General features: G+C 63.8%; 22 protein-coding genes. 17 read left to right on the forward strand and 5 right to left on the reverse strand.

Annotated features, from left to right (window positions below; genetic code table 11):
* Position 1: 1 nt before the first annotated feature.
* The 5 genes from FFI89_RS00210 to FFI89_RS00230 all read left to right on the forward strand — a co-directional run bounded on the left by FFI89_RS00210 (position 2) and on the right by FFI89_RS00230 (position 5,415).
* The gene (locus FFI89_RS00210; protein ID WP_138831867.1) at positions 2-1,180 is read left to right on the forward strand and encodes a hemolysin family protein; all 1,179 of its coding nucleotides are present in this window, start codon (positions 2-4) and stop codon (positions 1,178-1,180) included.
* Entirely contained in the window at positions 1,177-2,787 is a 1,611-nt protein-coding gene (lnt, locus tag FFI89_RS00215) for an apolipoprotein N-acyltransferase (RefSeq protein ID WP_138831868.1), read from the forward strand. The genes FFI89_RS00210 and lnt overlap by 4 nt, the downstream gene beginning before the upstream one ends.
* 251 nt (positions 2,788-3,038) lie before the next feature.
* On the forward strand, positions 3,039-3,455 hold the full coding sequence (locus FFI89_RS00220; protein WP_138831869.1) for a helix-turn-helix domain-containing protein: 417 nt from the start codon (positions 3,039-3,041) through the stop codon (positions 3,453-3,455).
* 92 nt (positions 3,456-3,547) lie between these two features.
* A complete protein-coding gene (locus FFI89_RS00225; protein ID WP_138831870.1) occupies positions 3,548-4,675 on the forward strand; it encodes a M20 family metallopeptidase in 1,128 nt (375 codons plus the stop codon).
* The gene (locus FFI89_RS00230; RefSeq protein ID WP_138831871.1) at positions 4,672-5,415 is read left to right on the forward strand and encodes a tRNA (guanine(46)-N(7))-methyltransferase TrmB; all 744 of its coding nucleotides are present in this window, start codon (positions 4,672-4,674) and stop codon (positions 5,413-5,415) included. The genes FFI89_RS00225 and FFI89_RS00230 overlap by 4 nt, the downstream gene beginning before the upstream one ends.
* Before the next feature lie 91 nt (positions 5,416-5,506).
* Here FFI89_RS00230 and FFI89_RS00235 read toward each other — a convergent pair whose 3' ends face one another.
* Together FFI89_RS00235 and FFI89_RS00240 are read right to left on the reverse strand one after the other, a co-directional pair.
* Positions 5,507-6,355 (reverse strand): phytanoyl-CoA dioxygenase family protein, encoded by an 849-nt coding sequence (locus tag FFI89_RS00235; protein ID WP_138831872.1) that lies wholly within the window; start codon positions 6,353-6,355, stop codon positions 5,507-5,509.
* 182 nt (positions 6,356-6,537) lie between these two features.
* Positions 6,538-7,620 (reverse strand): DUF2336 domain-containing protein, encoded by a 1,083-nt coding sequence (locus FFI89_RS00240; RefSeq protein WP_138831873.1) that lies wholly within the window; start codon positions 7,618-7,620, stop codon positions 6,538-6,540.
* A 336-nt stretch (positions 7,621-7,956) separates the two neighbouring features.
* Here FFI89_RS00240 and rimP point away from each other — a divergent pair, with 336 nt between their 5' ends.
* From rimP to FFI89_RS00295, 11 genes are all read left to right on the forward strand, one after another.
* Positions 7,957-8,721, forward strand: coding sequence for a ribosome maturation factor RimP (rimP, locus tag FFI89_RS00245; protein WP_138831874.1), 765 nt, complete (start codon positions 7,957-7,959; stop codon positions 8,719-8,721).
* Positions 8,722-8,724: 3 nt separating this feature from the next.
* Positions 8,725-10,335 (forward strand): transcription termination factor NusA, encoded by a 1,611-nt coding sequence (gene nusA / locus FFI89_RS00250; RefSeq protein WP_138831875.1) that lies wholly within the window; start codon positions 8,725-8,727, stop codon positions 10,333-10,335.
* Between the two features lie 75 nt (positions 10,336-10,410).
* Positions 10,411-11,094 (forward strand): RNA-binding protein, encoded by a 684-nt coding sequence (locus tag FFI89_RS00255; protein WP_138831876.1) that lies wholly within the window; start codon positions 10,411-10,413, stop codon positions 11,092-11,094.
* 59 nt (positions 11,095-11,153) lie between these two features.
* The gene (gene infB / locus FFI89_RS00260; protein ID WP_138831877.1) at positions 11,154-13,811 is read left to right on the forward strand and encodes a translation initiation factor IF-2; all 2,658 of its coding nucleotides are present in this window, start codon (positions 11,154-11,156) and stop codon (positions 13,809-13,811) included.
* A gap of 147 nt (positions 13,812-13,958) precedes the next feature.
* Positions 13,959-14,372, forward strand: coding sequence for a 30S ribosome-binding factor RbfA (gene rbfA, locus FFI89_RS00265; protein ID WP_138835973.1), 414 nt, complete (start codon positions 13,959-13,961; stop codon positions 14,370-14,372).
* Entirely contained in the window at positions 14,372-15,499 is a 1,128-nt protein-coding gene (gene truB / locus FFI89_RS00270) for a tRNA pseudouridine(55) synthase TruB (RefSeq protein WP_138835975.1), read from the forward strand. The genes rbfA and truB overlap by 1 nt, the downstream gene beginning before the upstream one ends.
* Before the next feature lie 2 nt (positions 15,500-15,501).
* Entirely contained in the window at positions 15,502-15,771 is a 270-nt protein-coding gene (rpsO, locus tag FFI89_RS00275; RefSeq protein ID WP_079540211.1) for a 30S ribosomal protein S15, read from the forward strand.
* A 290-nt stretch (positions 15,772-16,061) separates the two neighbouring features.
* The gene (gene pnp / locus FFI89_RS00280) at positions 16,062-18,221 is read left to right on the forward strand and encodes a polyribonucleotide nucleotidyltransferase (RefSeq protein ID WP_138831878.1); all 2,160 of its coding nucleotides are present in this window, start codon (positions 16,062-16,064) and stop codon (positions 18,219-18,221) included.
* A 170-nt stretch (positions 18,222-18,391) separates the two neighbouring features.
* On the forward strand, positions 18,392-18,874 hold the full coding sequence (locus FFI89_RS00285; protein WP_138831879.1) for a GNAT family N-acetyltransferase: 483 nt from the start codon (positions 18,392-18,394) through the stop codon (positions 18,872-18,874).
* Between the two features lie 73 nt (positions 18,875-18,947).
* Positions 18,948-19,787 carry a hypothetical protein gene (locus FFI89_RS00290; RefSeq protein ID WP_138831880.1) on the forward strand — a complete coding sequence of 280 codons (840 nt, stop codon included), beginning with the start codon at positions 18,948-18,950 and terminating at the stop codon, positions 19,785-19,787.
* A 91-nt stretch (positions 19,788-19,878) separates the two neighbouring features.
* The gene (locus tag FFI89_RS00295) at positions 19,879-20,475 is read left to right on the forward strand and encodes a glutathione S-transferase family protein (RefSeq protein ID WP_138831881.1); all 597 of its coding nucleotides are present in this window, start codon (positions 19,879-19,881) and stop codon (positions 20,473-20,475) included.
* Positions 20,476-20,566: 91 nt separating this feature from the next.
* Here FFI89_RS00295 and fabV read toward each other — a convergent pair whose 3' ends face one another.
* The 3 genes from fabV to fabA all read right to left on the reverse strand — a co-directional run bounded on the left by fabV (position 20,567) and on the right by fabA (position 23,624).
* A complete protein-coding gene (gene fabV / locus FFI89_RS00300; RefSeq protein WP_138831882.1) occupies positions 20,567-21,739 on the reverse strand; it encodes an enoyl-ACP reductase FabV in 1,173 nt (390 codons plus the stop codon).
* An 84-nt stretch (positions 21,740-21,823) separates the two neighbouring features.
* Positions 21,824-23,047 carry a beta-ketoacyl-ACP synthase I gene (gene fabB / locus FFI89_RS00305; protein WP_138831883.1) on the reverse strand — a complete coding sequence of 408 codons (1,224 nt, stop codon included), beginning with the start codon at positions 23,045-23,047 and terminating at the stop codon, positions 21,824-21,826.
* A 55-nt stretch (positions 23,048-23,102) separates the two neighbouring features.
* On the reverse strand, positions 23,103-23,624 hold the full coding sequence (gene fabA, locus FFI89_RS00310) for a 3-hydroxyacyl-[acyl-carrier-protein] dehydratase FabA (RefSeq protein ID WP_138831884.1): 522 nt from the start codon (positions 23,622-23,624) through the stop codon (positions 23,103-23,105).
* A gap of 337 nt (positions 23,625-23,961) precedes the next feature.
* Between fabA and irrA the strand changes: the two genes are divergently transcribed.
* Positions 23,962-24,453 carry an iron response transcriptional regulator IrrA gene (irrA, locus tag FFI89_RS00315; protein ID WP_138831885.1) on the forward strand — a complete coding sequence of 164 codons (492 nt, stop codon included), beginning with the start codon at positions 23,962-23,964 and terminating at the stop codon, positions 24,451-24,453.
* Positions 24,454-24,505: the final 52 nt, after the last annotated feature.

Consider the following 24,505-nt stretch of genomic DNA (forward strand, 5'->3'; position numbering starts at 1 on the left):
CATGCCGGACTCCGACCCCACGCACGACAATACGCGCAACTTGCGCAATCTGCCGGCCGTGGTGCAGGAAGGCGAAGTGCTGCGGCCGGCCGCCGACAACTGGCTGCTGCGCGCGATCCGCACTCTGTTCGGCTGGAAGCCGGGATCGGTCCGCGACGACCTGCAGGTCGTGCTCGACACCTCGACCCCGGACGATGTCGGCTTTTCCGCCATCGAGCGCACCATGCTGCGCAATATCCTCGGCCTGCACGAGCGGCGGATCGCCGACGTGATGATCCATCGCGCCGACATCGTCGCCGTTAAGCGCGACATCCCGCTCGGCGAGTTGATGAGCCTGTTCGAGAGCGCGGCGCATTCGCGCCTGGTGGTCTACAATGAAACCCTCGACGATCCCGAAGGCATCGTTCACATCCGCGATCTCCTGGCGTTCATGACCGCGAAGGCGCGCTTCGGCGTCGCCAGCAAGGCCAAGCGAAAGAAGCCGCTTCCGGCCGGCCTTGACCTGCGCGCGGTCGATCTCGCGCTGCCGCTCAGCGAGGCCAACATCATCCGCAAGCTGCTCTATGTGCCGCCGTCGATGCGGGCGATCGACCTGTTGGCGCAGATGCAGGCCTCGCGCATCCATCTCGCTCTGGTGGTCGACGAATATGGCGGCACCGACGGACTGGTGTCGATCGAGGACATCGTCGAACAGATCGTCGGCGAAATCGACGACGAACATGACAGCGACGAACCGCCGGACATCGTACGGAGGGAGGATGGCTCCTTCATCGCCGATGCCCGCGCCAGCCTCGAGGACGCCCGCAAGGTGATCGGCGAGGATTTCGTCACCGGCGAGGCCAGCGACGAAGTCGCGACGCTGGGCGGCTATCTGGTGTCGCAGGTCGGCCGCTTGCCGGTACGCGGCGAGGTCATCTCGGGCCCGGGCAATTTCGAGATCGAGGTGCTCGACGCCGATCCGCGGCGGGTCAAGCGGCTGCGCATTGCCGTGCGCAAGGAGCGTCCCGCCGCCCGCACCCCGCGCGAAAGTCGCCGCCGCGAGCACGCCCCCGACGCCAATACGCCGCAGGCCCATGACGCGCCGCAGGCCCATGACAACGCGCCGCAGGCAAACGACAATGCGCCGCCGACAAATGAAAGTACGCCGCCGGCGCCCGGCGATGGAGCCGGCTCGCAGTGATCTCGACCAGCAAACTCCGCATCGCCGGGCTTGCGATCATCCTCGCCTGGGGATGGAAACGCGCAGGCCTCGCACTGTTCGCCGGCGCGCTGTCGGCGCTGGCGATGGCGCCGTTCAATGCATGGCCGGTGCTGTTCGTGAGCTTTCCGATCGCGGTCTGGCTGATCGACGGCGCCGCGGCCGGAAAATGGCGCGGCGTGCCGGCGGCCGCGATGTCGGGCTTCTGGTTCGGGCTCGGCTATTTCGTGCCCGGCCTGTACTGGATCGGCAACGCCTTCCTGGTCGATGCCTCGACCTTCGCCTGGCTGATCCCGTTCGCGGCGCTCGGCCTGCCGGCCTATCTGGCGCTGTTCACCGCGCTGGGTTTTGCGCTGGCGCGGCTGCTGTGGACCCGTGACGCCGCACGGCTGCTGGCGCTCGCGATCGGCCTCACGATCAGCGAATGGCTGCGCGGCCATCTGCTGAGCGGATTTCCGTGGAACGCGTTCGGCTACGCGCTGTCGGAGCCGCTGGCGCTGGCGCAGACCGCGTCGCTGATCGGGCTGTGGGGGATGACGTTCCTGACGGTGGCGATCTTCGCCAGCCCGGCGGTGCTGATCGACGGCCGTTCGCGCGGCCGAAAGCCCTGGATCGCGCCGGTGGCGGCACTGCTGCTGCTCGCCGCCATGGGCGTCTACGGCACCGTCCGGCTGTCGCTGCAGCCGACGGTGCTCACCAAGGTCAAGCTGCGCATCATGCAGCCCAACCTGCAGCAGGACGTCAAGTTCAACTACTCCGCCAAAGCCGCCGTGATGCAGAAATATCTGACGCTGTCCGACCGCGCCTCCGGGCCGCATTCGACCGGTGTCAGCGACGCCAATATCCTGATCTGGCCGGAGTCCGCCTTCCCGTTTTTCCTGACGCGCGAGGCGGATGCGATGGCTGAGATCGCCGACCTGCTGCCGAAGGGCACCGTGCTGATCACCGGCTCGGTGCGCGCGCCCGACGGGCCGCCCGGCGCCCGGGTCACGCGGGCCTACAACTCGATATATGTCATCGACCATGACGGCAGCGTGCTGTCGGTCTACGACAAACTGCATCTGGTGCCGTTCGGCGAATATCTGCCGTTCCAGGACTGGATGGAAAAACTCGGCTTCGTGCAGCTCACCAAAGTGCAGGGTGGATTCATTCCGGGCACCCGCCGCCGCGCGATGGAGATACCGAATGCGCCGCGCGCGCTACCGCTGATCTGCTATGAAGTGGCATTTCCCGGCAGTGTCGCAACCCGCGACGATCGTCCCGGCTGGATCGTCAACCTGACCAACGACGGCTGGTTCGGAATTTCGACCGGTCCCTATCAGCATCTGCAGCAGGCCCGCCTGCGTGCCATCGAAGAAGGGCTGCCGTTGGTTCGAGCAGCGAACACCGGCATTTCCGCCGTCATCGATCCCTCGGGGCGAATCGTCGCACGCCTTGGTCTCGGTATCGAAGGCGTGCTGGATGCCGGCCTGCCGACCGCGCTGCCGCCGACGGTTTATGCGCAACTTGGAGATATTCCGGCAGCCGTCATCGGCGCCATTGCGCTACTGTTGGTGATTCGCCGCCGCGTCGCTAAGCGAACCGCCTGAAAAACTGTCGATTGTCTACTGTTGCCGGTTTGCCGCAACGAGTCAGCATGCGCGATTCCACCAGTTGACAGAGCGGCTACGCCGTTCGCATTCTGCGTTCCGCAAACAAGAACAACAACCAGTCAGCTCATTGCTCGCCTTGCACGCAATTCTACCCAATCCTCCGAGCAGGATTTGACGGTACCGGCGCCTGAGGCATACTCCGTTCCGTCTTGCCTCACCCCCGGCGCGCCATCCCGAGGAGTGTTGAGATGTCCACCAAAGCGCCCAACCCTGTTGACAAATATGTCGGCAGCCGCGTCCGCATGCGCCGTATCATGCTGGGCATGAGCCAGGAAAAACTGGGCGACGCTTTGGGGCTCACCTTCCAGCAGGTTCAGAAATACGAAAAGGGCACCAACCGCGTCGGCGCCAGCCGCCTGCAGCAGATCTCCGAAATCCTGCAGGTTCCGGTATCGTTTCTGTTCGACGGCGGGCCGAGCGGTGCGGTGAATACCGACGGTTTCAGCGAAGGCTCCTCGCCGGCCTATGTTTCCGATTTTCTCGCCACTTCCGAAGGTTTGGCGCTGACGCGTGCGTTCACGCGCATCACCGACGCCAAGATGCGCCGCTCCATCGTCGATCTGGTCGAGCAGATCGCAACGCGCGAAGGCCCCGACAAGCGCTGAATGCGAACCGGCATTCGTACGGAACGATTGACGCGCCCACCGGCGTGAGCGCATGACATCGGGCGAATTCGCCCGATAACCACGATGCGCCGATGACAGACAGCAATCCCTTCGATTCCAGAACCATCCTCGACGGCATCCGCCGCTGGGTCGAGATCGAGACCCCGACCGAAGCGCCCGCGCAGGTCAACAAGCTCGCCGACCTCGTCACGTCAGGCTATCGCGACCTGCCGGCGACCGTCGAGCGGATCGCAGGCCACTCCGGATGCGGCGACCACCTCGTCGCGCGTTCGTCATGGGGACAGGACGCACCGGGAATCCTGGTGCTGAGCCATCTCGATACGGTTCATCCGATGGGCTTCATCGAGCGGCTGCCGTTTAGAATCGAGGGCGACAGCGCGTTCGGCCCCGGCATCTACGACATGAAGGGCGGCGCCTATCTCGCCTATCACGCATTCCGGCAGATTTGCGCCGAGGATGCCCGCTCGCCGCTCGGCGTCACCCAGCTCTTCGTCTCCGACGAAGAGATCGGCAGCCCGACATCGCGGGCGCTGATCGAACAAGAGGGCCGCAAGGCAAAGTACGTTCTCGTCACCGAGCCGGCGCGCGACGGCGGCAAGATCGTCACCGGACGCAAGGGCGTCGCGCGCTTTGAGGTATTCATCAAGGGCGTGCCTTCGCATGCCGGCACCCGGCCCGAGGACGGCCGCAGCGCGATCCGCGAGCTCGGCAACATCATCCAGACGCTGGAAGCGATGAACGACCTCAAGCGCGGCGTGTCAGTCAATGTCGGCGTCGTCCGCGGCGGCACCAAGCCGAACGTGATTGCCGAAGAGGCCTATGCCGAGGTCGACATGCGCGTGCCGACGTCAGCCGATTCCGACGAACTGGTGCCGAAGATCCTCAACCTGAAATCACGCACCGAGGGCGTCAGCGTCAGGGTGGTCGGCGAACTCAATCGTCCGCCCTACGAGAAGGGCAACGCCGGCGCCGCACTGTATGAGCACGCCAAAACGCTGGCGGCCGAAATCGGCTTCGATCTGGTGGACACCGCGACCGGTGGCGGCTCCGACGGCAATTTCACCGCGCCGCATACCGCGACGCTCGATGGGCTCGGCGTCGACGGCCAGGGCGCGCATACCCATTACGAACAGATGTACATCTCGTCGATCGAGCCGCGCGCGCGCCTGCTGCACCGGCTGTACCAGACGCTGCGATGATCGTCTCCAATAGCGCGCCCGACGATCAGGACACGCCGGACGACGGCGCGTCGGCACACGCGCGCGGGTCGTTCTTCGGCCGCCGCAAGGGTCACAAGCTCCGCAATCACCAGGCCGACCTGATCGACAACCTGCTGCCGCATCTGGCGCTCGATATCGGCGGCGGCCCTGCGCCTTCCAGTCTCGCCGAACTGTTCGAGGGTGAGATCAACGATGTCAGGCTCGAAATCGGATTCGGCGGCGGTGAACATCTGATCGCCGAAGCGCAAGCCTTTCCGCATGTCGGGTTCATCGGTTGCGAGCCGTATGTGAACGGCATGGCGAAGATCCTGACCCAGATCGAAGCCCTCAACATCGGCAACATCCGCCTCTACGCCGGCGACGCCGCGGAATTGCTGGCCTGGGCGCCGCCGCAATCGATGGCGCGGATCGATCTGATCCATCCCGATCCCTGGCCGAAGCGGCGGCATTGGAAGCGCCGCTTCGTGCAGGACGCAACGGTGGCCGCGATGGCGCGCATCATCAAGGCAGGCGGCGAGTTCCGTTTCGTCAGCGACATCGACGATTACTGCGCCTGGACGCTGGCGCATCTGCTCCGCTCGCCCGATTTTCTCTGGACCGCGGAGCGCGCGATCGACTGGCGTCAGCCGTGGGATGGCTACACCATGACCCGCTACGGCCGCAAAGCCGAACGCGAGGGCCGCGTGGCGGCGTATCTGCGGTTTCGGCGGGTGGGGTAGCTGTCATTCCGGGATGGTCCGAAGGACCAGACCCGGAATCTCGAGATTCCGGGTCTGGTGCTCGCGCACCATCCCGGAATGACGGGGAGCTTCACCCCTTCACCACCTCACCCATCCGCGCTTTTCTCGCGTCGGTCGCTTCCCACACCATGCGCTTGCCGCGCTCGCGGCCGAGCAGTTCGATCGGATCGTGGTTGTCGATGTGGCCGAACTGTCCCTTGTAGACGCTGTAGCCGCACAGCTCCTGCAGCCGCCGCGGAAATCGCTTCGCGGTGTCCTGGGGAATGCCGAGCTGCAGGTTTTCCTGCTGCCGCATCCAGCCCCAGCAATAGGCGCAGGAGAACGCGAACCGCCGCGCATCGGAGGTATTGGCGCCGCCGCCATGCCAGAGCGCGCTGTCGAACAGCATCACGCTTCCGGCCGGCATGGTCGCGGTGACGGCGTCATAATCCTTGCCGTATTCCGGCGAGGACGCGAACTTGTGGCTGCCCGGCAGAATTCGCGTCGCGCCGTTGTCGTCCCTGAAATCCGACAGTGCCCAGATCGCATTGATGGTGATCGGAATGTGCGGACGCGGCAGCGGGATCAACTGGGTGTCTTCGTGGATCGGCTGTGCTTCCTGCCCCGGGGCCAGCACCAGCGAGCAGAACGAGGACAGCAGACATTCCCTGTCGAGCACGCGCTCGACCACCGGCAATACATTTTCGTGCAGCGGCACTTCCCAGAACAGATCGTCGTAGGTGAGAAGATTGTTGATGCGCACGGTCTTGAAACCCTCGAACGAGGTTTTCGCAGGACCAAGATGATGGTCGCGTTCGATGCGCTCCAGCGCCTGTTTCAAGCCTTCGACCAGTTCGCGGCTCGCCGCCTGCTCGATGACGGTGAAGCCGTCGTCGCGGATCCGATCGGCATGGGCCTGAACCTGAACGTCCGTCAGCATTTTTTTCGCTCCCGATTTATCTCGGCGCTGTGCCGCGCCTTCGGCGCCGAACATAGCGCGGTCATTATTGGTTTGGGAGGTATTTTAGCGAGTGCGTCATTGCGAGCGAAGCGAAGCAATCCATACTTCGCTTGAGGCCTCATGGATTGCTTCGCTTCGCTCGCAATGACAGAAGAAATACGTCAGGCCGGCGGACGGGTCTTCCAGAAACCGACGACTCGCTCGGCGGTCGAAGGCATCAGGCGCGCGAAATTGACGCGCGCGCTTTCGATATCCGACGGCGACGCCACCCGGTTCGGGCCGAGCCGGAGCAGGATCAGGGCACGCACGGTCGCCCATTCCAGGTTGACCGCCTTGCCGGCGATCAGGATCGGATCGTAGCGGTCGCCGGTAATCAGGCGATCCAGTGTCGCAATCTTGACGCCGGTCATCGCCGACAGCGCTGCGATCGATTCCTCGTATTTGTAGGATTTGGCAAAACCGAGCAGCGCGCTCTCGTTCAGTTCGCCGGCCTTATGCAGCGCGAGGACGGTGCGCTGGGCCGGCGCGAAGTCGCGGCTGCTCTCGACCCGCTCCATCACACCGGATATCTCGTTCATCGCCCGCTTGATCGCCATTTGCCGGGCCGGCTTGACCACCTCGAACAAGCGGCGGCGGACCACGTCGATCGATCCGGACAGCAAATCCTTCAACTGCTCGGCCGAGAGGTCATCGCGCTGGCCGACCTTGAGCGTTAGCACACCGTCCTGGCTGGCGCGTTTGAGCAACGCCGAATAGCCGCCCGGCGAGAAGGCCGCGCCGGCATTGCCGGCCGCGCCCCTGACGACGTCGCGGTCGCCACGGCGAACCATCACGTCGGTGAGATCGGACGAGAGCGCCGGCCGCTCCGTCATCGCCAGCAAGTGCCCCTGGCTTTTTGCCATGGCAATCTCGATCAGCATCCGGTCGTCGATCATGGCAGATCGCCGCAGCAGCGGCCCCGCGATCGCAATTTCATCCTCATGCGCGAGTTGGCCGACCAATCCGCGTGGCGCGTTGACCAGCAACGACAGCCGCTCGGCCAGATCGGCGCGCGCGGCAAGTTCGGCATGCGGAACGAGGCTGGTCAGCACGCCGTCGAACAGATCGACGTGATCGGCGCGGAAACTCGCCGCGCCCTGCAGGAATAATTCGCTGACCCGCCGCGCGGCATCAGCGCGACGTTTCGGGTCGCCACGCCTGACAATGTCGTCAAGTTCCGGGATCAGCGTTGCGGCGGTGGTCATCAACCCATCCAAACCGGCCGAATTGGCTGGTTTTCGGGCAATCTAGGCATCGCAGGTGAATGAAGGGTTAGGTTTTGGGGTCCCCCGGGAGAGCCCGCAAAATCGCCCGCTGATGGCGCGCAGGCCTTGCCGGATTGCGGGAAAACCGCTATATCCACCGCAACTTATTGTTCTCATACGATCGCGTATCGAGAGTGGGCCCCTCCGGACCCGCTCTTTTTTATTACCTGAACGATCGCCGGCCCCGAATGGGCGACAGGCCAAGTTCAGGGAACCGGCCGGGCGCGGTTGAACTCGGCTTAAACCCTTGTAAATAAGACGCTTTTGACCCTGGACATGATCGATCCGACTGCTAACCCCGTGGATATCGAGCTCTTGGCCGAGCCCCGTCTCGTCGTCGAGCCGGGCGTGGCTGCGCGGGTATCGGCGGTTGCCGGACCCGTCTTGCAAGGGCTGGGCTACCGGCTGGTCCGGATCAAGATATCCGCCGAGGCCGGCTGCACGGTCCAGATCATGGCCGAGCGGCCCGACGGCACCATGCAGATCGAGGATTGCGAAGCGATCTCGCGGGCGCTGTCGCCGGTGCTCGATATCGCGGACCCCATCGAGCGGGCCTACCGGCTGGAGATTTCGTCGCCGGGCATCGACCGCCCGCTGGTGCGCCGGTCCGATTTCGAGCGTTATGCCGGTCATCTCGTCAAGATCGAGATGGCGGTCGCCCATCAGGGCCGCAAGCGTTTCCGTGGACACTTGGCCGGCGTCGAGGGCGACGCGGTGCGGATACATCGCGATGACGTACGCGCGGACGAAGATGCCGACGTGCTGCTGGTGATGGAAGACATCTCCGATGCACGGCTGGTCCTGACCGACGAACTGATCGCGGAATCGATGCGGCGCGGCAAGCAGGCCGAGCGCGAACTCAAGCAGAATCTCGGGCTTGCGCCGCCGCCTCCACCGCACGCCAAGAAAAGTGATCCAGCCAAGAGCAACAAACCGAAGCCGAAAGCGATCAAGAAGCCGCTACCGAAGAATACCAAGAAACACCGCCTCGCCGCGCAAGGATTGCCCGGGGGCGAATTCGATCCTACTGAAGGAGACTAGGCCATGGCAGTCAGTGCCAACAAACTCGAACTGCTGCAGATTGCGGATGCGGTCGCCCGCGAAAAATCGATCGATCGCTCGATCGTGATCGCCGCGATGGAAGACGCCATCGCCAAGGCGGCCCGTGCCCGCTACGGCAGCGAGACCGACGTTCACGCCGAGATCGACGCCAAGAAGGGCGAGCTGCGGCTGTCGCGCCACATGCTGGTGGTCGAACTGGTCGAGAACTCGTCGAACCAGATCTCGCTGGCGGACGCGCAGCGCGCCAATCCCGGCGCCCAGGTCGGCGACACCATCGCCGACACCCTGCCGCCGCTGGAATATGGCCGCATCGCCGCGCAGTCGGCCAAGCAGGTGATCGTGCAGAAGGTGCGCGAGGCCGAACGCGACCGGCAATATCAGGAATTCAAGGACCGCATCGGCGACATCGTCAACGGCGTCGTCAAGCGCGTCGAATATGGCAGCGTGATCGTCGATCTCGGCCGCGGTGAAGCCATCGTGCGCCGCGACGAAATGCTGCCGCGCGAAGTGTTCCGCAACGGCGACCGCGTTCGCGCCTACATCTTCGACGTCCGGCGCGAAACCCGCGGACCGCAGATTTTCCTCTCCCGCACCCATCCGCAGTTCATGGCAAAACTGTTCGCGCAGGAAGTGCCGGAAATTTATGACGGCATCGTCGAGATCAAGGCGGTGGCCCGCGATCCCGGCTCGCGCGCGAAAATCGGGGTGATTTCCCGGGATTCCTCGGTCGATCCGGTCGGCGCCTGCGTCGGTATGCGCGGTTCGCGCGTGCAGGCAGTGGTCAATGAACTGCAGGGCGAGAAGATCGACATCATTCCGTGGTCGCCCGACATCGCGACTTTTGTCGTCAACGCGCTGGCGCCTGCCGAAGTCGCCAAGGTCGTGATCGACGAAGAACGCGAGCGGATCGAGGTCGTGGTGCCCGACACCAACAACCAGCTTTCGCTGGCGATCGGCCGTCGCGGCCAGAACGTGCGGCTGGCCTCGCAGCTGACCGGCTGGGACATCGACATCCTCACCGAGCAGGAAGAATCCGAGCGCCGCCAGGCCGATTTCGAGAACTCCACGCGGGTGTTCATGGAAGCGCTGAACGTCGACGAAGTGGTCGGCCAGCTGCTGGCCTCGGAAGGCTTCACCTCGGTGGAGGAACTCGCGCTGGTCGACGCCAAGGAACTGGCCGGCATCGAGGGTTTCGACGACGAAACTGCCAACGAGCTGCAGAGCCGGGCAAAAGAATATCTGGAACAGCTCGAGACGGAGCTGGAAAACAAACGTAAGGAACTCGGTGTGGATGACGCTTTGAAGACAGTGCCCGGCGTAACCTCGAAAATGCTGGTGAAATTCGGCGAGAACGACATCAAGTCGGTCGAGGATCTGGCGGGCTGCGCCACCGACGATCTGGTCGGCTGGACCGAGCGCAAGGAAGGCGGCGAGCCGACCAAGCACCCCGGCATTCTCGATGCCAACGAGATCTCGCGCGACGATGCCGAGCGCATGATCATGCAGGCGCGCGTCATTGCCGGCTGGATCACCGAGGCCGACCTCGCCAAGCAGGCCGAGACGGCCGAAGCCGCTGAAGACGAAACGGCGTAGGGCGGGTGTTCCGCAACGCCATATACCGTTGCTGCGCACAGCCCGTGCGCAGATGACTGGAGTGACCAGACAGGCATGCTCGCTTTGGCTGACCCCGATCTCGACAATGGGCCGCGGACCGACAGGTCCGCGACCATGCGGATGTGCGCGGTCAGCCGCGAGGTACGCCCGATCGACGAGCTGATCCGGTTCGTCGTCTCGCCCGCGGGCGACGTGATCCCCGACCTCAAGCGCAAACTGCCCGGCCGCGGCCTGTGGGTCTCGGCGTCGCGCCGGACCGTTGCGGAAGCGGTGCGGCGTAACCAATTTAGCAAGGGGTTCAAGCGCCAGGTCCGGGCGGCGCCGACCCTCCCCGCCGATACCGAGGCGTTGCTGGTCCGCAGCTGCACCGATGCGCTGGCCATGGCCGCCAAGGCCGGTCAGGTGGTTTCCGGCTTCAGCAAGGTCGAGGGCGCGCTCCAGCATGGGCAAGCCGCGGCCCTGGTCCACGCTTCCGACGGCGCCGCCGACGGAATCCGCAAATTGGACGCGATCGCCGGGCAGAGAGGCGGAAATTCCGGTGAATCGCCGGTTTTCCCGATCGTTACTGTTTTAGCGTCCGAACAATTGGATTTGGCACTGGGGCGGTCAAATGTGATACATGCTGCCCTGCTCGCGGGCCCGGCGAGCAAGACGTTCCTGTCGCGCTGCCAAATCCTGGTCCGATACCGGATGGCCGATGACGACAAGACCGCCAATGCGGCCAGAAATTCTGACTAACGAAGACAGCTTCAAAGACTGTGCGGATACGCACAACGCAACAAGATTAGGACTGCTGAATGGTTGATACCAAAACGCCTGGCGACAAGACTTTGAGTGTCAGCAAAACCTTGACGCTCAAGCCGCGTGTCGAGACCGGCACCGTCCGCCAGAGCTTCAGCCACGGCCGGACCAAGCAGGTCGTGGTCGAAAAGCGCGGCAAGCGCCGCGTCGGCGGCGACGCGCCGGCGACCGAAACCCATGCGCCCGAGCCGGTCGCGGCCGCTCCGAAGCCCATGCCCGCCAAGGCCCCGCTCTCCCGCCCCGCGGCACCGGCCGCGCCGCGCGGCGGTTCCGGCGTCGTGCTGCGCACCCTGACGGAAGACGAGCGTTCGGCGCGCGCCAGCGCGCTGGCCGACGCCAAGCTACGTGAAATCGAAGAGCGGCGGATTGCCGAGGAAGAGGCCAAGCGCCGCAGCAGCAAGGAAGGCATCGAGCAGGCCGAGCGCGAAGCCGCCGAAGCCCGCCGCAAGGCCGAGGAAGAGCGGCACCGGCTGGAAGAGGAAGCCAAGCGCAAGGCGGAAATCGAGGCCAAGAAGCGATTCGGCGAGGCCGAAGCCAAAACGGCCGCGGCCGCCGCTCCGGCGACCGCCCGTCCCGGCGCGCCCCGCCCGGCCGGCGCCCGGCCGGCCACGACCGCGGCAACGCCGCCGGCGCGCGCCCCCGGCGTCGCAGCCGACGCCTCCGACGAGGATGAAGGTCCGCGCCAGATCCGTCGCGGCCCCGGCGGCGCCATGCGCCCCGCGGTCCCGCCGAAGACGACCCACAAGCCCGGACCGCAGAAGGACCGCGGCCGCCTGACGCTGGTCACCGCGCTCACTGCCGACGACGTGCGCGAGCGTTCGATCGCCTCGTTCCGTCGCCGCACCCAGCGCCTGAAGGGACACGCCGCCAACGAGCCGAAAGAAAAGCTCATTCGCGAAGTGACGATCCCGGAAGCCATCACGATCCAGGAACTCGCCAACCGCATGACCGAGCGCGCGGTCGACGTCATCCGCCTGCTGATGAAGCAGGGCGCGATGCACAAGATCACCGACGTGATCGATGCCGACACCGCGCAACTGATCGCCGAGGAAATGGGCCACAGCGTCAAGCGCGTCGCCGCCTCCGACGTCGAAGAGGGCCTGTTCGACATCGTCGAAGATGCCAGCGATACCGAGCCGCGTTCGCCTGTGGTTACCGTGATGGGCCATGTCGACCACGGCAAGACCTCGTTGCTCGACGCGCTGCGCCACGCCAACGTGGTCTCCGGCGAAGCCGGCGGCATCACCCAGCATATCGGCGCCTATCAGGTGACCTCGCCGGAAAGCGGCAAGAAGATCACCTTCATCGATACGCCCGGCCACGCCGCGTTCACCGCGATGCGTGCGCGCGGCGCCAAGGTCACCGATATCGTGATCCTGGTGGTGGCGGCCGATGACGGCGTCATGCCGCAGACGATCGAGGCGATCAACCACGCCAAGGCGGCGAAGGTTCCGATGATCGTGGCGATCAACAAGATCGACAAGCCCGACGCCAAGCCGGAGCGCGTACGCACCGAACTGCTGCAACATGAAGTGCAGGTCGAATCGTTCGGCGGCGACGTCGTCGACGTCGAGGTGTCCGCCAAGAACAAGACCAATCTCGACAAGCTGCTCGAGATGATTGCGTTGCAGGCCGAACTGCTCGACCTCAAGACCAATTCGGAACGTCCCGCCGAAGGCACCGTGATCGAAGCCAAGCTCGATCGCGGCCGCGGTCCGGTCGCGACCGTGCTGGTCCAGCGCGGCACACTGAAGGTCGGCGACATCATCGTCGCCGGCGCCGAAATGGGCCGCGTCCGCGCGCTGATTTCCGACCAGGGCGAGAACCTCACCGCGGCCGGACCGTCGGTCCCGGTCGAAGTGCTCGGCTTCAACGGCCCGCCGGAAGCCGGCGATCGCCTGGCGGTGGTCGAGAACGAAGCCCGCGCCCGTCAGGTCACGAGTTATCGCGCCCACCAGAAGCGCGAAAACGCCGCCGCCTCGATTTCCGGCATGCGCGGCTCGCTCGAACAGATGATGTCGCAGCTCAAGACCGCGGGCCGCAAGGAATTCCCGCTGATCGTCAAGGCCGACGTGCAGGGTTCGCTCGAAGCAATTTTGGGATCGCTGGAGAAGCTCGGCACCGACGAAGTCGCCGCGCGCATCCTGCATGCCGGCGTCGGCGGCATCTCCGAGTCCGACGTCACGCTGGCGGAAGGTTTCAACGCCGCGATCATCGGCTTCTCGGTTCGAGCCAACAAGGAAGCCGCGGCCGCCGCCAAGCGCAACGGCATCGAGATCCGCTACTACAACATCATCTACGATCTCGTCGACGACATCAAAAAGGCGATGTCGGGCCTGCTCGCGCCGACGCTGCGCGAAACCATGCTCGGCAATGCCCAGATCCTGGAAGTGTTCAACATTTCCAAGGTCGGCAAGGTCGCCGGCTGCCGCGTCACCGACGGCACCGTGGAACGCGGCGCCAATGTGCGCCTGATCCGCGACAACGTCGTCGTGCACGAAGGCAAGCTCTCGACGCTGAAGCGCTTCAAGGACGAAGTGAAGGAAGTGCAGTCCGGCCAGGAATGCGGCATGGCGTTCGAGAATTACGGCGACATGCGTCCCGGCGACGTTATCGAGTGCTATCGCGTGGAAACCATCCAGCGCAGTCTGTAAGTCCAAATCTTACGGGCGCTGGATATTTCGAACTAAACCGTCATGCCCCGCGAAAGCGGGGCATCCAGTAGTCACCGCAATTAATTTGAGCCCGGAATGCTGGATCACTCGCTTTGGCGGGTGATGACGACAATTGGGATTTTGACAATGCCCCGTCACCACAACAAGAGTTCCGCCCCCGGCGGCTCGCAACGGCAATTGCGCGTCGGCGAGACCGTACGCCATGCGGTCGCCGATATTCTGTCGCAGGGTAACGTCCACGACCCCGATCTCGAAGGCCACATTATTACGGTTCCCGAGGTACGAATGTCGCCCGACCTGAAACTCGCCACCGTTTACGTGATGCCGCTCGGCGGCCGCGACACCGACGTGGTGCTGGCCGCGCTCGAACGCAACAAGAAGTTCCTGCGCGGCGAGATCGCGCACCGCGTTAACCTGAAATTTGCCCCTGATCTTCGCTTCCGCACCGACGAACGATTCGACGAAGCGGAACGTATCGAGAAATTACTGCGAACACCTGCGGTGCAAAGAGACCTCGCACCCGATTCGGACGACGAATGATGATTGTGACGACCGCCGACAGCGTGATCGGTTCGGAAAACGCCGAATCGCATGACGTCTCCAAAAATATTTTTACCGATCCATCGCGCGGCGACGAGGCGCGCCGCGGCAACAACGATCCGCGCCAGGATTCCCGTCAAGGCAAGCAGCCGCGCCAGAACAACCAGCCGCGGCGCGACAAGCGCGACGTCCATGGCTGGGTGATCCTCGACAAGCCGATCGGCATGACCTCGACGCACGCGGTGGCCGTGCTCAAGCGGCTGTTCCAGGCCAAGCGGGCCGGACATGCCGGCACCCTCGATCCCTTGGCCTCCGGCGGCCTGCCGATCGCGCTGGGAGAAGCCACCAAGACGGTTCCCTTCGTGATGGACGGCCGCAAACGCTACCGCTTCACGGTCGCCTGGGGCGAGGAACGCAATACCGACGACACCGAAGGCCGGGTCACCCAGACCTCTGCCGAGAGACCGTCCGCGGACGCGATCCGGGCACTCCTGCCGCGCTTTACCGGCCTGATCGAGCAGATCCCGCCGCAATATTCCGCGATCAAGGTGCAGGGCGAGCGTGCCTACGACCTGGCGCGGGACGGCGAAACCGTGGAGCTGAAGCCCCGGCCGGTCGAGATTCACGAATTAACCCTTGTGGAACACGGAGATAACGGCCAGTCCGTGTTCGAAGCCGAGTGCGGCAAGGGAACCTATGTGCGGGCCTTGGCCCGCGATATGGGCCGGATTCTGGGCTGTTTCGGCCATATCTGCGCGCTGCGGCGGACCCTGGTCGGGCCATTCCGCGAGGCGGACATGATTCCGCTGGAACAGTTGGAGGCTTTATGCAATAGAGCCGCGTCGGGCGAGGGCAGCCTCGCCGACGCGCTTTTGCCCGTTGAGACCGCGCTGGACGACATCCCGGCACTGGCCGTCACACGGGCTGATGCGGCAAGGCTCCACAGGGGCCAGGCCGTTTTGTTGCGCGGACGGGATGCGCCCAATAGTAGCGGCACAGTCTATGTCACGGTGGCAGGCCGGCTTCTGGCCCTCGCCGAAATTGGCAATGGCGAACTCATCCCCAAGCGCGTGTTCAACCTGACCGGACTGACTGCCAGTTCCGGTCGCAACAACGAGAGAGTTTGACGATGTCGATTACCGCCGAACGCAAAGCGGAAGTCATCAAGACGAATGCCAACAAGGCCGGCGACACCGGCTCGCCCGAGGTCCAGGTTGCGATCCTGTCGGAACGCATCAACAACCTCACGGGCCACTTCAAGACCCACGTGAAGGACAATCATTCACGCCGCGGCCTACTGAAGCTCGTGTCGACGCGCCGTTCCCTTCTCGATTACATCAAGAAGAAGGACGAGGCGCGGTACAAGGCGCTGCTCGAAAAGCACAATATTCGTCGTTGATCAGTTCACGCGCGCAAGGTTTGCGCGCGTTTTCGCGTGGTCTTCCGGAAACCGGACTCCAGATTTCCTGGAGACGATCATGCGCAAGAACGTCCAGCAGCAATCCGGCCGCTGGGCGGGGCAAGATGCCCGTGACTACCGAGAGGATGGACGCCATCCGAAATATAAAGACCATGGCAGGATCGCCGGACGCTGATCTCGATAATCGCGATCAGCGCCCCGCAATCTTGCGCATGGTCTTTGTGTTTTGAGGGCGCCGGTCTCTCGTGAACCCATGAAAGAAGACCACTATGTTTAATGCTCATTCAGTCGAAATCGACTGGGGTGGACGTCCCCTCAAGCTTGAAACCGGAAAGATCGCGCGTCAGGCCGACGGTGCCGTGATGGCGACCTACGGCGAGACCATCGTGCTCGCGACCGTGGTTGCCGCCAAGTCGCCGCGCGAAGGCGTCGACTTCCTGCCGCTCACCGTCGACTATCAGGAAAAGACCTACGCCGCGGGCCGCATTCCCGGCGGCTATTTCAAGCGCGAAGGACGGCCGACCGAAAAGGAGACGCTGGTCTCCCGCCTGATCGACCGCCCGATCCGTCCGCTGTTCGTCGACGGCTGGCGCAACGAAACCCAGGTGATCGTCACCGTGCTGTCGCACGACATGGAGAACGATCCCGATATCGTCGCACTGGTGGCGGCGTCCGCCGCGCTGACGATTTCCGGCGCCCCGTTCAAGGGCCCGATCGGCGCCGCCCGCGTCGGCTTCGCCAATGACGAATACGTGCTCAACCCGACGCTCGACGAAATGGTCGACACCCAGCTCGACCTGGTCGTCGCCGGCACCGCCGATGCCGTGCTGATGGTGGAATCGGAAGCCAAGGAACTCAACGAAGACATCATGCTCGGCGCCGTGATGTTCGGCCACCGTCACTTCCAGCCGGTGATCAAGGCGATCATCGAACTGGCCGAGAAGGCCGCCAAGGAGCCGCGCGAAGTCAAGGTCATCGACGAAAGCGCGCTGGAAAAGGAAATGCTCGGCCTGATCGAGCAGGACCTGCGCGCGGCCTACGCCATCCCGGTCAAGCAGGACCGCTACGCCGCGGTCGGCAAGGCCAAGGAAAAGGTGATGGCGCACTACTTCCCGGAAGGGCAGGAGTCGAGCCACAACAAGCTGCGCATCGCCGCCGTGTTCAAGGAACTCGAAGCCAAGATCGTTCGCTGGAACATCCTCGACACCGGCAAGCGCATCGACGGCCGCGACAGCAAGACCGTGCGCAACATCGTCGCCGAAGTCGGCGTGCTGCCCCGCGCCCACGGTTCGGCGCTGTTCACCCGCGGTGAAACCCAGGCGATGGTCGTGACCACGCTCGGCACCGGCGAGGACGAGCAGTACATCGACGCGCTGTCGGGAACCTACAAAGAGACGTTCCTGCTGCACTACAACTTCCCTCCCTACTCGGTCGGTGAAACCGGTCGCCTCGGCGGCACCAAGCGCCGCGAGATCGGCCATGGCAAGCTGGCCTGGCGCGCGATCCATCCGGTCCTGCCGCCGCACCACGAATTCCCCTACACGGTGCGCGTGGTGTCGGAGATCACCGAATCCAACGGCTCGTCGTCGATGGCGTCGGTCTGCGGCGCCTCGCTGGCGCTGATGGATGCGGGCGTTCCCTTGAAGCGGCCGACCGCGGGCATCGCGATGGGCCTGATCCTGGAAGGCTCGCGCTTTGCGGTTCTGTCCGACATTCTCGGCGACGAGGATCATCTCGGCGACATGGACTTCAAGGTGGCCGGCACCGAACAGGGCATCACCTCGCTGCAGATGGACATCAAGATCGAGGGCATCACCGAGGAGATCATGAAGGTCGCCCTCGGCCAGGCCAAGGATGGGCGTATCCACATCCTCGGCGAGATGTCGAAGGCGCTCACCAACGCGCGCGCCGAGCTCGGCGAATACGCGCCGCGCATCGAGACCTTCAAGATCCCGACCGACAAGATCCGTGAAGTGATCGGCACCGGCGGCAAGGTGATCCGCGAGATCGTCGAGAAGACCGGCGCCAAGGTCAACATCGAGGACGACGGCACCGTCAAGGTCGCCTCCAACGATGGCGAGGCGATGAAGGCCGCGATCAAGTGGATCAAGTCGATCGCCTCCGATCCGGAGATCGGCCAGATCTACGAGGGCACCGTGGTCAAGGTGATGGAGTTCGGTGCGTTCGTGAACTTCTTCGGCGCCAAGGACGGCCTGGTCCACATCAGCCAGCTCGCTTCGGCGCGCGTGCAGAAGACCTCCGACGTCGTCAAGGAAGGCGACAAGGTCAAGGTCAAGCTGCTCGGCTTCGACGATCGCGGCAAGACGCGTTTGTCGATGAAGGTGGTCGATCAGGCGACCGGCGAGGACCTCGAAGCCAAGCAGAAGGCGACGGAAGCTTCCGCCCCGCGCGAAGCCGCCGGCGAGTAAACCTCAACGTCATCAAGAATAGAGAACAGCAAAGGGCGGCCGAAAGGCCGCCCTTTTTGTTTGTCGTCTTGCGCACGCCAGGTGGAGCGCGACCGTAGCAGCCGATTGAAATTGAGAGAGCCCTCGCGATAGGATCGCGAGGGAATCTTACTCGCGCCGTGGACCTGCCGATGCCGCCGCCGACCATCCGCCCCGCCCGCTCGGACGAATACGACGAGGTCGCCCGGATCTGGATGGAAAGCTGGGCATCCACCGGGCTTGAGGCCGCCAGCAATTTCCTGCTGGCCAAATTGCGCGCACGGGTCCCGATGGAGGTCGAAAACGGCTGGAGCCTCTACGTCGCCGACGACAACGGAAAGTTGGCGGCGATGCTCGCGATGCATCTGCCCAAGCGCTATCTCGACCAGTTGTTCGTCGCGCCGCAATATCAGGGCCGCAGCGTCGGACGCCAGTTGCTCGCCTTCACGCGGCAACACCTTCCCGATGAAATCTTCCTGCGCTGCGTGCGCGAGAATGAAAAGGCCTGGCGCTGGTACGAGCGCGAGGGGTTTGTCTTCGAGCAGGAGCAGGTCGAGCCGATGACTGGCTTTACGATGAAGTATTATCGCTGGAAGAAAGACCGCGCGCACGAAGCATCTTCGTCTTGCACATGACAGTCTTGCACATGACAACGGCACGCTCTAGTTTCAAATATTATTGATACCTCCCGTACAGTTCCCGAGTCCCATGCACCGAGTCTTCGCCGTCGCAATTTTCCTGTCATGCTTCGCCATTTCCGCAACGGCGCAAACCCAATCCCCGCCGGGAACGACACCACAGGCCGGAGCCCCGACGGCAAAGCCCGCCGCTAAGAAAGCTGCACCCAAAGCCAAGACGAGCGCCCGGCCGGTGGCGCTCCCCGAGAGCGGTCCCTGCAGGCTCGGCGTGATTTCCGCCGTCGGGGACCGCTTTGCAGTGCAGAAGTTTGGCCTTACGGTTTTTGAGACCGAGGAGAGTGAAGTCCCGATCGACTGGGGGCTCGACGATCTCATCCTCGCGCGGGTCCGCGCAGCGACCGGCGCCGATCCGTCGGTCCGACGGATCGCTTACCCGAAGGATGTATCCGAGCCCTTCTACCATCCGACATCGCGATTCCTGCCCGATCCCCGCGAGGGCCTTCCGACGATAGTCCGAAGCATCACGCCAAATGCGAACTGCGAACGTTATCTCATCGTGACGCGGTTCAAGGGGCAGCTGCCAGGTACCAATCTGATGCTTGACGGCATCGGAACATATAACCGCGGCTTGGGATCTATCATCCGGCATTCGCAGCTTTTTGCTAACATTGCGGTCAGTGTGCTCGACGGAAGGACTTACGAGAGGATTACGCGACCATTCGCAAACTTCGGCGCAAGGCTCGCCGAAGGCTTACGATTGACGGAAGACCCGCTCACCAAGCTCGATAATTCGTTCTTTCCGGAACCTGCGGCGGCCGCGGCGAGCAGCACACCCCTCCGCGAAAGAACCCGCGCGCTGGTTACTGCGAGGGTCGATCAGATGCTGCCAAACTATCTCAAGGAGGATTGAGCCAAGCCGCTCAATTCAACTGGACACTCCCACAATTCTTCGGCCAGTGTGCATGCTGGCCGGACTTCCGGCTCGCAACGGGATATTTCCGATGATGCAACTCTACTGGTCGCCCCGCTCCCGCTCGTTCTCGTCGCTGTGGCTGATGGAAGAAACCGGACAGCCCTATGAACGCGTGCTGACCGACATTTCCACCGGCGCGCAGAAGCGGGTCGAATATCTCGCGATCAATCCGATGGGCAAGGTTCCGGCGCTGAAGGACGGCGACACGGCGCTGGCGGAAGCCGCCGCGATCTGCGCCTACGTCGCCGAGCGTTACCCCGAGGCAAAACTGGCGCCGCCGCTCGGCGATCCCCTGCGCGCAAGGTATCTCTACTGGTTGTTCTTCGGCCCCGGCTGCATCGAGCCGGCGATGGTGCAGATCGCGACCAAGATCGAGATGAACCCGGTCGCCGCCGGCTGGGGCGACGCGCAGCGCGTCATCGACGTGCTCGACAACGCGCTGGAGAAAGGCCCGTGGATTCTCGGCGAGACGTTTTCGGCGGCCGATATCGTGATCGGCTCGGGCCTGAACTTCGCGGTGCGGCTGTTCAAGATGATCCCGTCGCGGCCGTCGTTCGACGCTTATATCGCCCGCTGCGCGGCGCGGCCGGCGTTCCAGCGCGCGGAGAAGATCGCGGCGGGGTAGAGCACGATGGGGTGGCTCTGACACAAAATAACGAAAACAACCCCATGCAAAGTAGAAACGAGCCCCCGCCCAGCGTTGCGTCCGAGCCGCTTTAGCCCGGGACGACGCGGGGATCGACGTCCTGCGCGTAGTCGACGCCGTCGATGCCGAATCCGAACAGGCGCAGGAACTGGCTTTTGTATTCGCCGAGGTCGGCCAATTCACCGAGCGTTTCGGTGGAGAGCAGCGGCCATCGCCGCGACACTTCTTTCTGAACTTCTGGCGAGAGCTCCCAGTCATCAAGCCGCAGCCGCATCGCCTCGTCGATCGCGGCATCTTTACCCAGCCGTGTCCGGAACAGGCGATCGATCTGTTCGATACATCCTTCGTGCAGGCCGAGTTTCTTCATGACCTTGAACAGCACCGTCCCATAGAGCGGCACCACCGGAATCGCCGAACTCGCCTGGGTGACCACGGCCTTCAGCGCCACGACGCGGGCCGCGTCCGCACCGAGCCGGCCCCGGATCGCCTCCGCCTTGCGGTCGAGATCGACCTTGGCGCGACCCAGCGTGCCGTTCCAGTAGATCGGCCAGGTCAGTTCGCTGCCGATATAGGTGTAGTTGAATGTCCGGAAGCCCGGCGCCAAAACACCGGCGTCGGCGAGTTGGTCGATCCAGCGCTTCCAGTCATCGCCTCCCATCACTGCGACCGTGGCCGCCGCTTCGTCCTCGCTCGCCGGCGCAATGGTGGTCTCGAAGACCTCACCGGTTTCAGTGTTGAGCGTCTTGATGTCGACGGGGGCGCCCAGCGGCTTGATCGCCGAGCGATAGGTCTGGCCCGTGTCCGGGTCGGTGCGAACCGGCGCGGCCATGCTGTAGACCAGCATGTCGAGCTGGCCGAACCGTTCGCGCACACGGTCGATGAAGGTTTTCTTCATGTCGTGGGAGAAAGCGTCGCCCTCCAGCGTGAGGGGAGACCGGCCGATCTTCTGAGCCTCGATCTCGAATGCGCGGTTGTTGTACCAGCCGGCGCTGCCCGATTTGGTTGCCGTCGGCTCGCGCTCCAGCGACACGCCGATGGTCTCTGCGCCCCCGGCGAAGGTCGCAACAATGCGGCTCGCGAGGCCGTAGCCGGTCGAACATCCCAGCACGGCGACGCGCTTCGGGCAGTCCGGGATCGATCCCTGACGGAGAACATAGGCGATCTGTTCGCGGACATTTGTGGCACAGCCGACCGGATGTGCCGTCGTGCAGATGAAGCCTCGCACGCGCGGTTCGATAATCATGCCCACCCCATTCCGGATTGTTGCAAAGTCCCCATTCGCTGCCTGCCGACCTCCCGCCGCGAGCGAGGAGGGGTTAAGAGCGAACTACGCATCCATCCGCTTGAACACCAGCGTGGCGTTGGTGCCGCCGAAGCCGAAGGAGTTCGACAGCACGGTACCGAGCTTGGCGTTGTCGATGCGCTTGCGCACGATCGGCATGTCGGCGAACACCGGATCGAGCTCGGTGATGTTGGCGCTCTCGCAGACGAAGCCGTTGTTCATCATCAGCAGCGAATAGATCGCTTCCTGCACGCCGGTGGCGCCGAGCGAATGTCCGGTCAACGCCTTGGTCGCCGAGATCGGCGGGCACTTGTCGCCGGTGCCGAACACTTTTCGGATCGCCTCGATTTCCGGCGGATCGCCGGCCGGCGTCGAGGTCGCATGCGGGTTGATGTAGTCGATCGGCGTCTTCACGGTTTCCATCGCCATGCGCATGCAGCGCTCGGCGCCTTCGCCCGACGGCGCCACCATGTCATAGCCATCCGACGTCGCGCCGTAGCCGACGACTTCGCCGTAGATGCGCGCGCCGCGCGCCTTGGCGTGCTCGAGCTCTTCCAGCACCACCACACCGGCGCCGCCCGCGATCACGAAACCGTCGCGGCTGACGTCGTAGGGGCGCGAGGCGGTAGCGGGCGTCGCATTGTATTTCGAGGACATCGCGCCCATGGCGTCGAACAGCACCGACAGCGACCAGTCGAGTTCCTCGCAGCCGCCGGCGAAGATGATGTCCTGCTTGCCGATCTGGATCGTTTCATAGGCATTGCCGATGCAATGATTCGAGGTCGCGCAGGCCGACGAGATCGAGTAGTTCACGCCCTTGATCTTGAACCAGGTCGCCAGCGTCGCCGACGCCGTCGACGACATCGCCTTCGGCACCGCGAACGGTCCGACTCGCTTCGGTCCCTTGCTGCGCGTGATATCGGCGGCCTCGACGATGGTGCGCGCCGACGGTCCGCCCGAGCCCATGATGATGCCGGTGCGAACGTCGGATACTTCGGTCGGCGTCAGTCCGGAATCCTGGATCGCCTGCTCCATCGCGATGTGATTCCACGCCGCGCCCTCGCCGAGGAATCGCATCGCGCGCCGGTCGATGACATCGGCGGGATTGAGCGTCGGCGCACCCTGCACCTGCGAACGGAAGCCGAGCTCCGCGTATTTTTCTGCCCGCGTGATGCCGGACTTCGCCTCGTGAAGGCTCGCCAGCACTTCCTGGGTGTTGTTTCCGATGGACGAGACAATCCCCATCCCCGTGATGACAACCCGCCTCATGATCGCCTCGCCTTGCAGTTATGTTCTTCTGTGATGAAGTGGTTGACCGCGCTGCTCAATCGGGAGCGGAGCCCTGCTTGAACAGCCCGACCTTCAGGTCCTTCGCCCGATAGATAATCTCGCCATCCATGGAAAGCCAGCCGTCGGCAACGCCGAGCACCAGCTTTGAGCGCATCACCCGTTTCATGTCGATGTTGTACACAACCTTGCGGGCTTGCGGCAGCACCTGGCCGGAGAACTTCAATTCACCGAGACCGAGCGCCCGGCCGCGTCCCTCGCCGCCGATCCACCCCAGATAGAAGCCGACCATCTGCCACATCGCGTCGAGGCCGAGACAGCCCGGCATGACCGGATCGTTCTTGAAATGGCAGCCGAAAAACCAGAGGTCCGGCTTCACATCGAGTTCGGCGCGGATCAGGCCCTTGCCGAACTCGCCGCCTTTCTCGGTAATTTCGGTGATGCGGTCGAACATCAGCATCGGCGGCAGCGGCAATTGCGCATTGCCGGGGCCGAACATCTCGCCCCGGCCGCAGGCCAGCAAATCCTCGTATTCGTAACCGCTGCGCCGCTCCAACATCGTATTCAGCCTCTGTTAGATATCCCGATGGAGCGCTTTCGAGTGAACCGGACCCGTTTTCCCACGGGAAGCTTCCTTGTTTCCCGCAAATTGGCGCTACTTAGGGTGCTATCGGCTATTGTCCCTGCCGAAATCGCATATGTGGTCCGCGCGCTCTGTAACATAGGCCTTGCCGGGCGGCAAAGCGCCGGAAACGGCTAAAACGCCGCGTCGCCATGCGGTTCCTGCCTTGACCTTGGGCTCGTTCTAGTTGCGAAAAACTTGCATCTACTGCGTTTCCCCTTATATTGCCTAAGAATATTACCCGAGTTAGCGCGTAACGGTGCCCGAAGTGGACATGAACGACCAGGCCTCGACCTTGAATGACGACACCATTGACCCTGCCGCCCGCGGCGTGGGTCACCAGCCGGCGCTGACCGGCTGTCCCTGGCATGACGTCAACGAAATGCTGCAGGCGGCCGGCCTGCGGCCGACCCGGCAGCGCATGGCTCTCGGCTGGCTGTTGTTCGGCAAGGGCGCGCGCCACCTCACCGCGGAAATGCTGTACGAGGAAGCGACGCTAGCCAAGGTCCCGGTCTCGCTCGCCACCGTCTACAACACCCTCAACCAGCTCACCGATGCCGGTCTGCTGCGCCAGGTCAGCGTCGACGGCACCAAGACCTATTTCGACACCAACGTCACGGCACATCATCACTTCTATCTCGAGAACAATCACGAGCTGGTCGACATTCCGGATCCGCACCTGGTGCTGACCAAGATGCCGGATGTGCCCGAAGGCTACGAGATCGCCCGCGTCGACATGGTCGTGCGGCTGCGCAAGAAGCGCTGAGCGCTTTACATTTCCGGAAAATTCGTAGGGTGGGCAAAGGCGCATTTGCGCC

This window comes from Bradyrhizobium sp. KBS0727 (genome assembly GCF_005937885.2).
GTDB lineage: Bacteria > Pseudomonadota > Alphaproteobacteria > Rhizobiales > Xanthobacteraceae > Bradyrhizobium.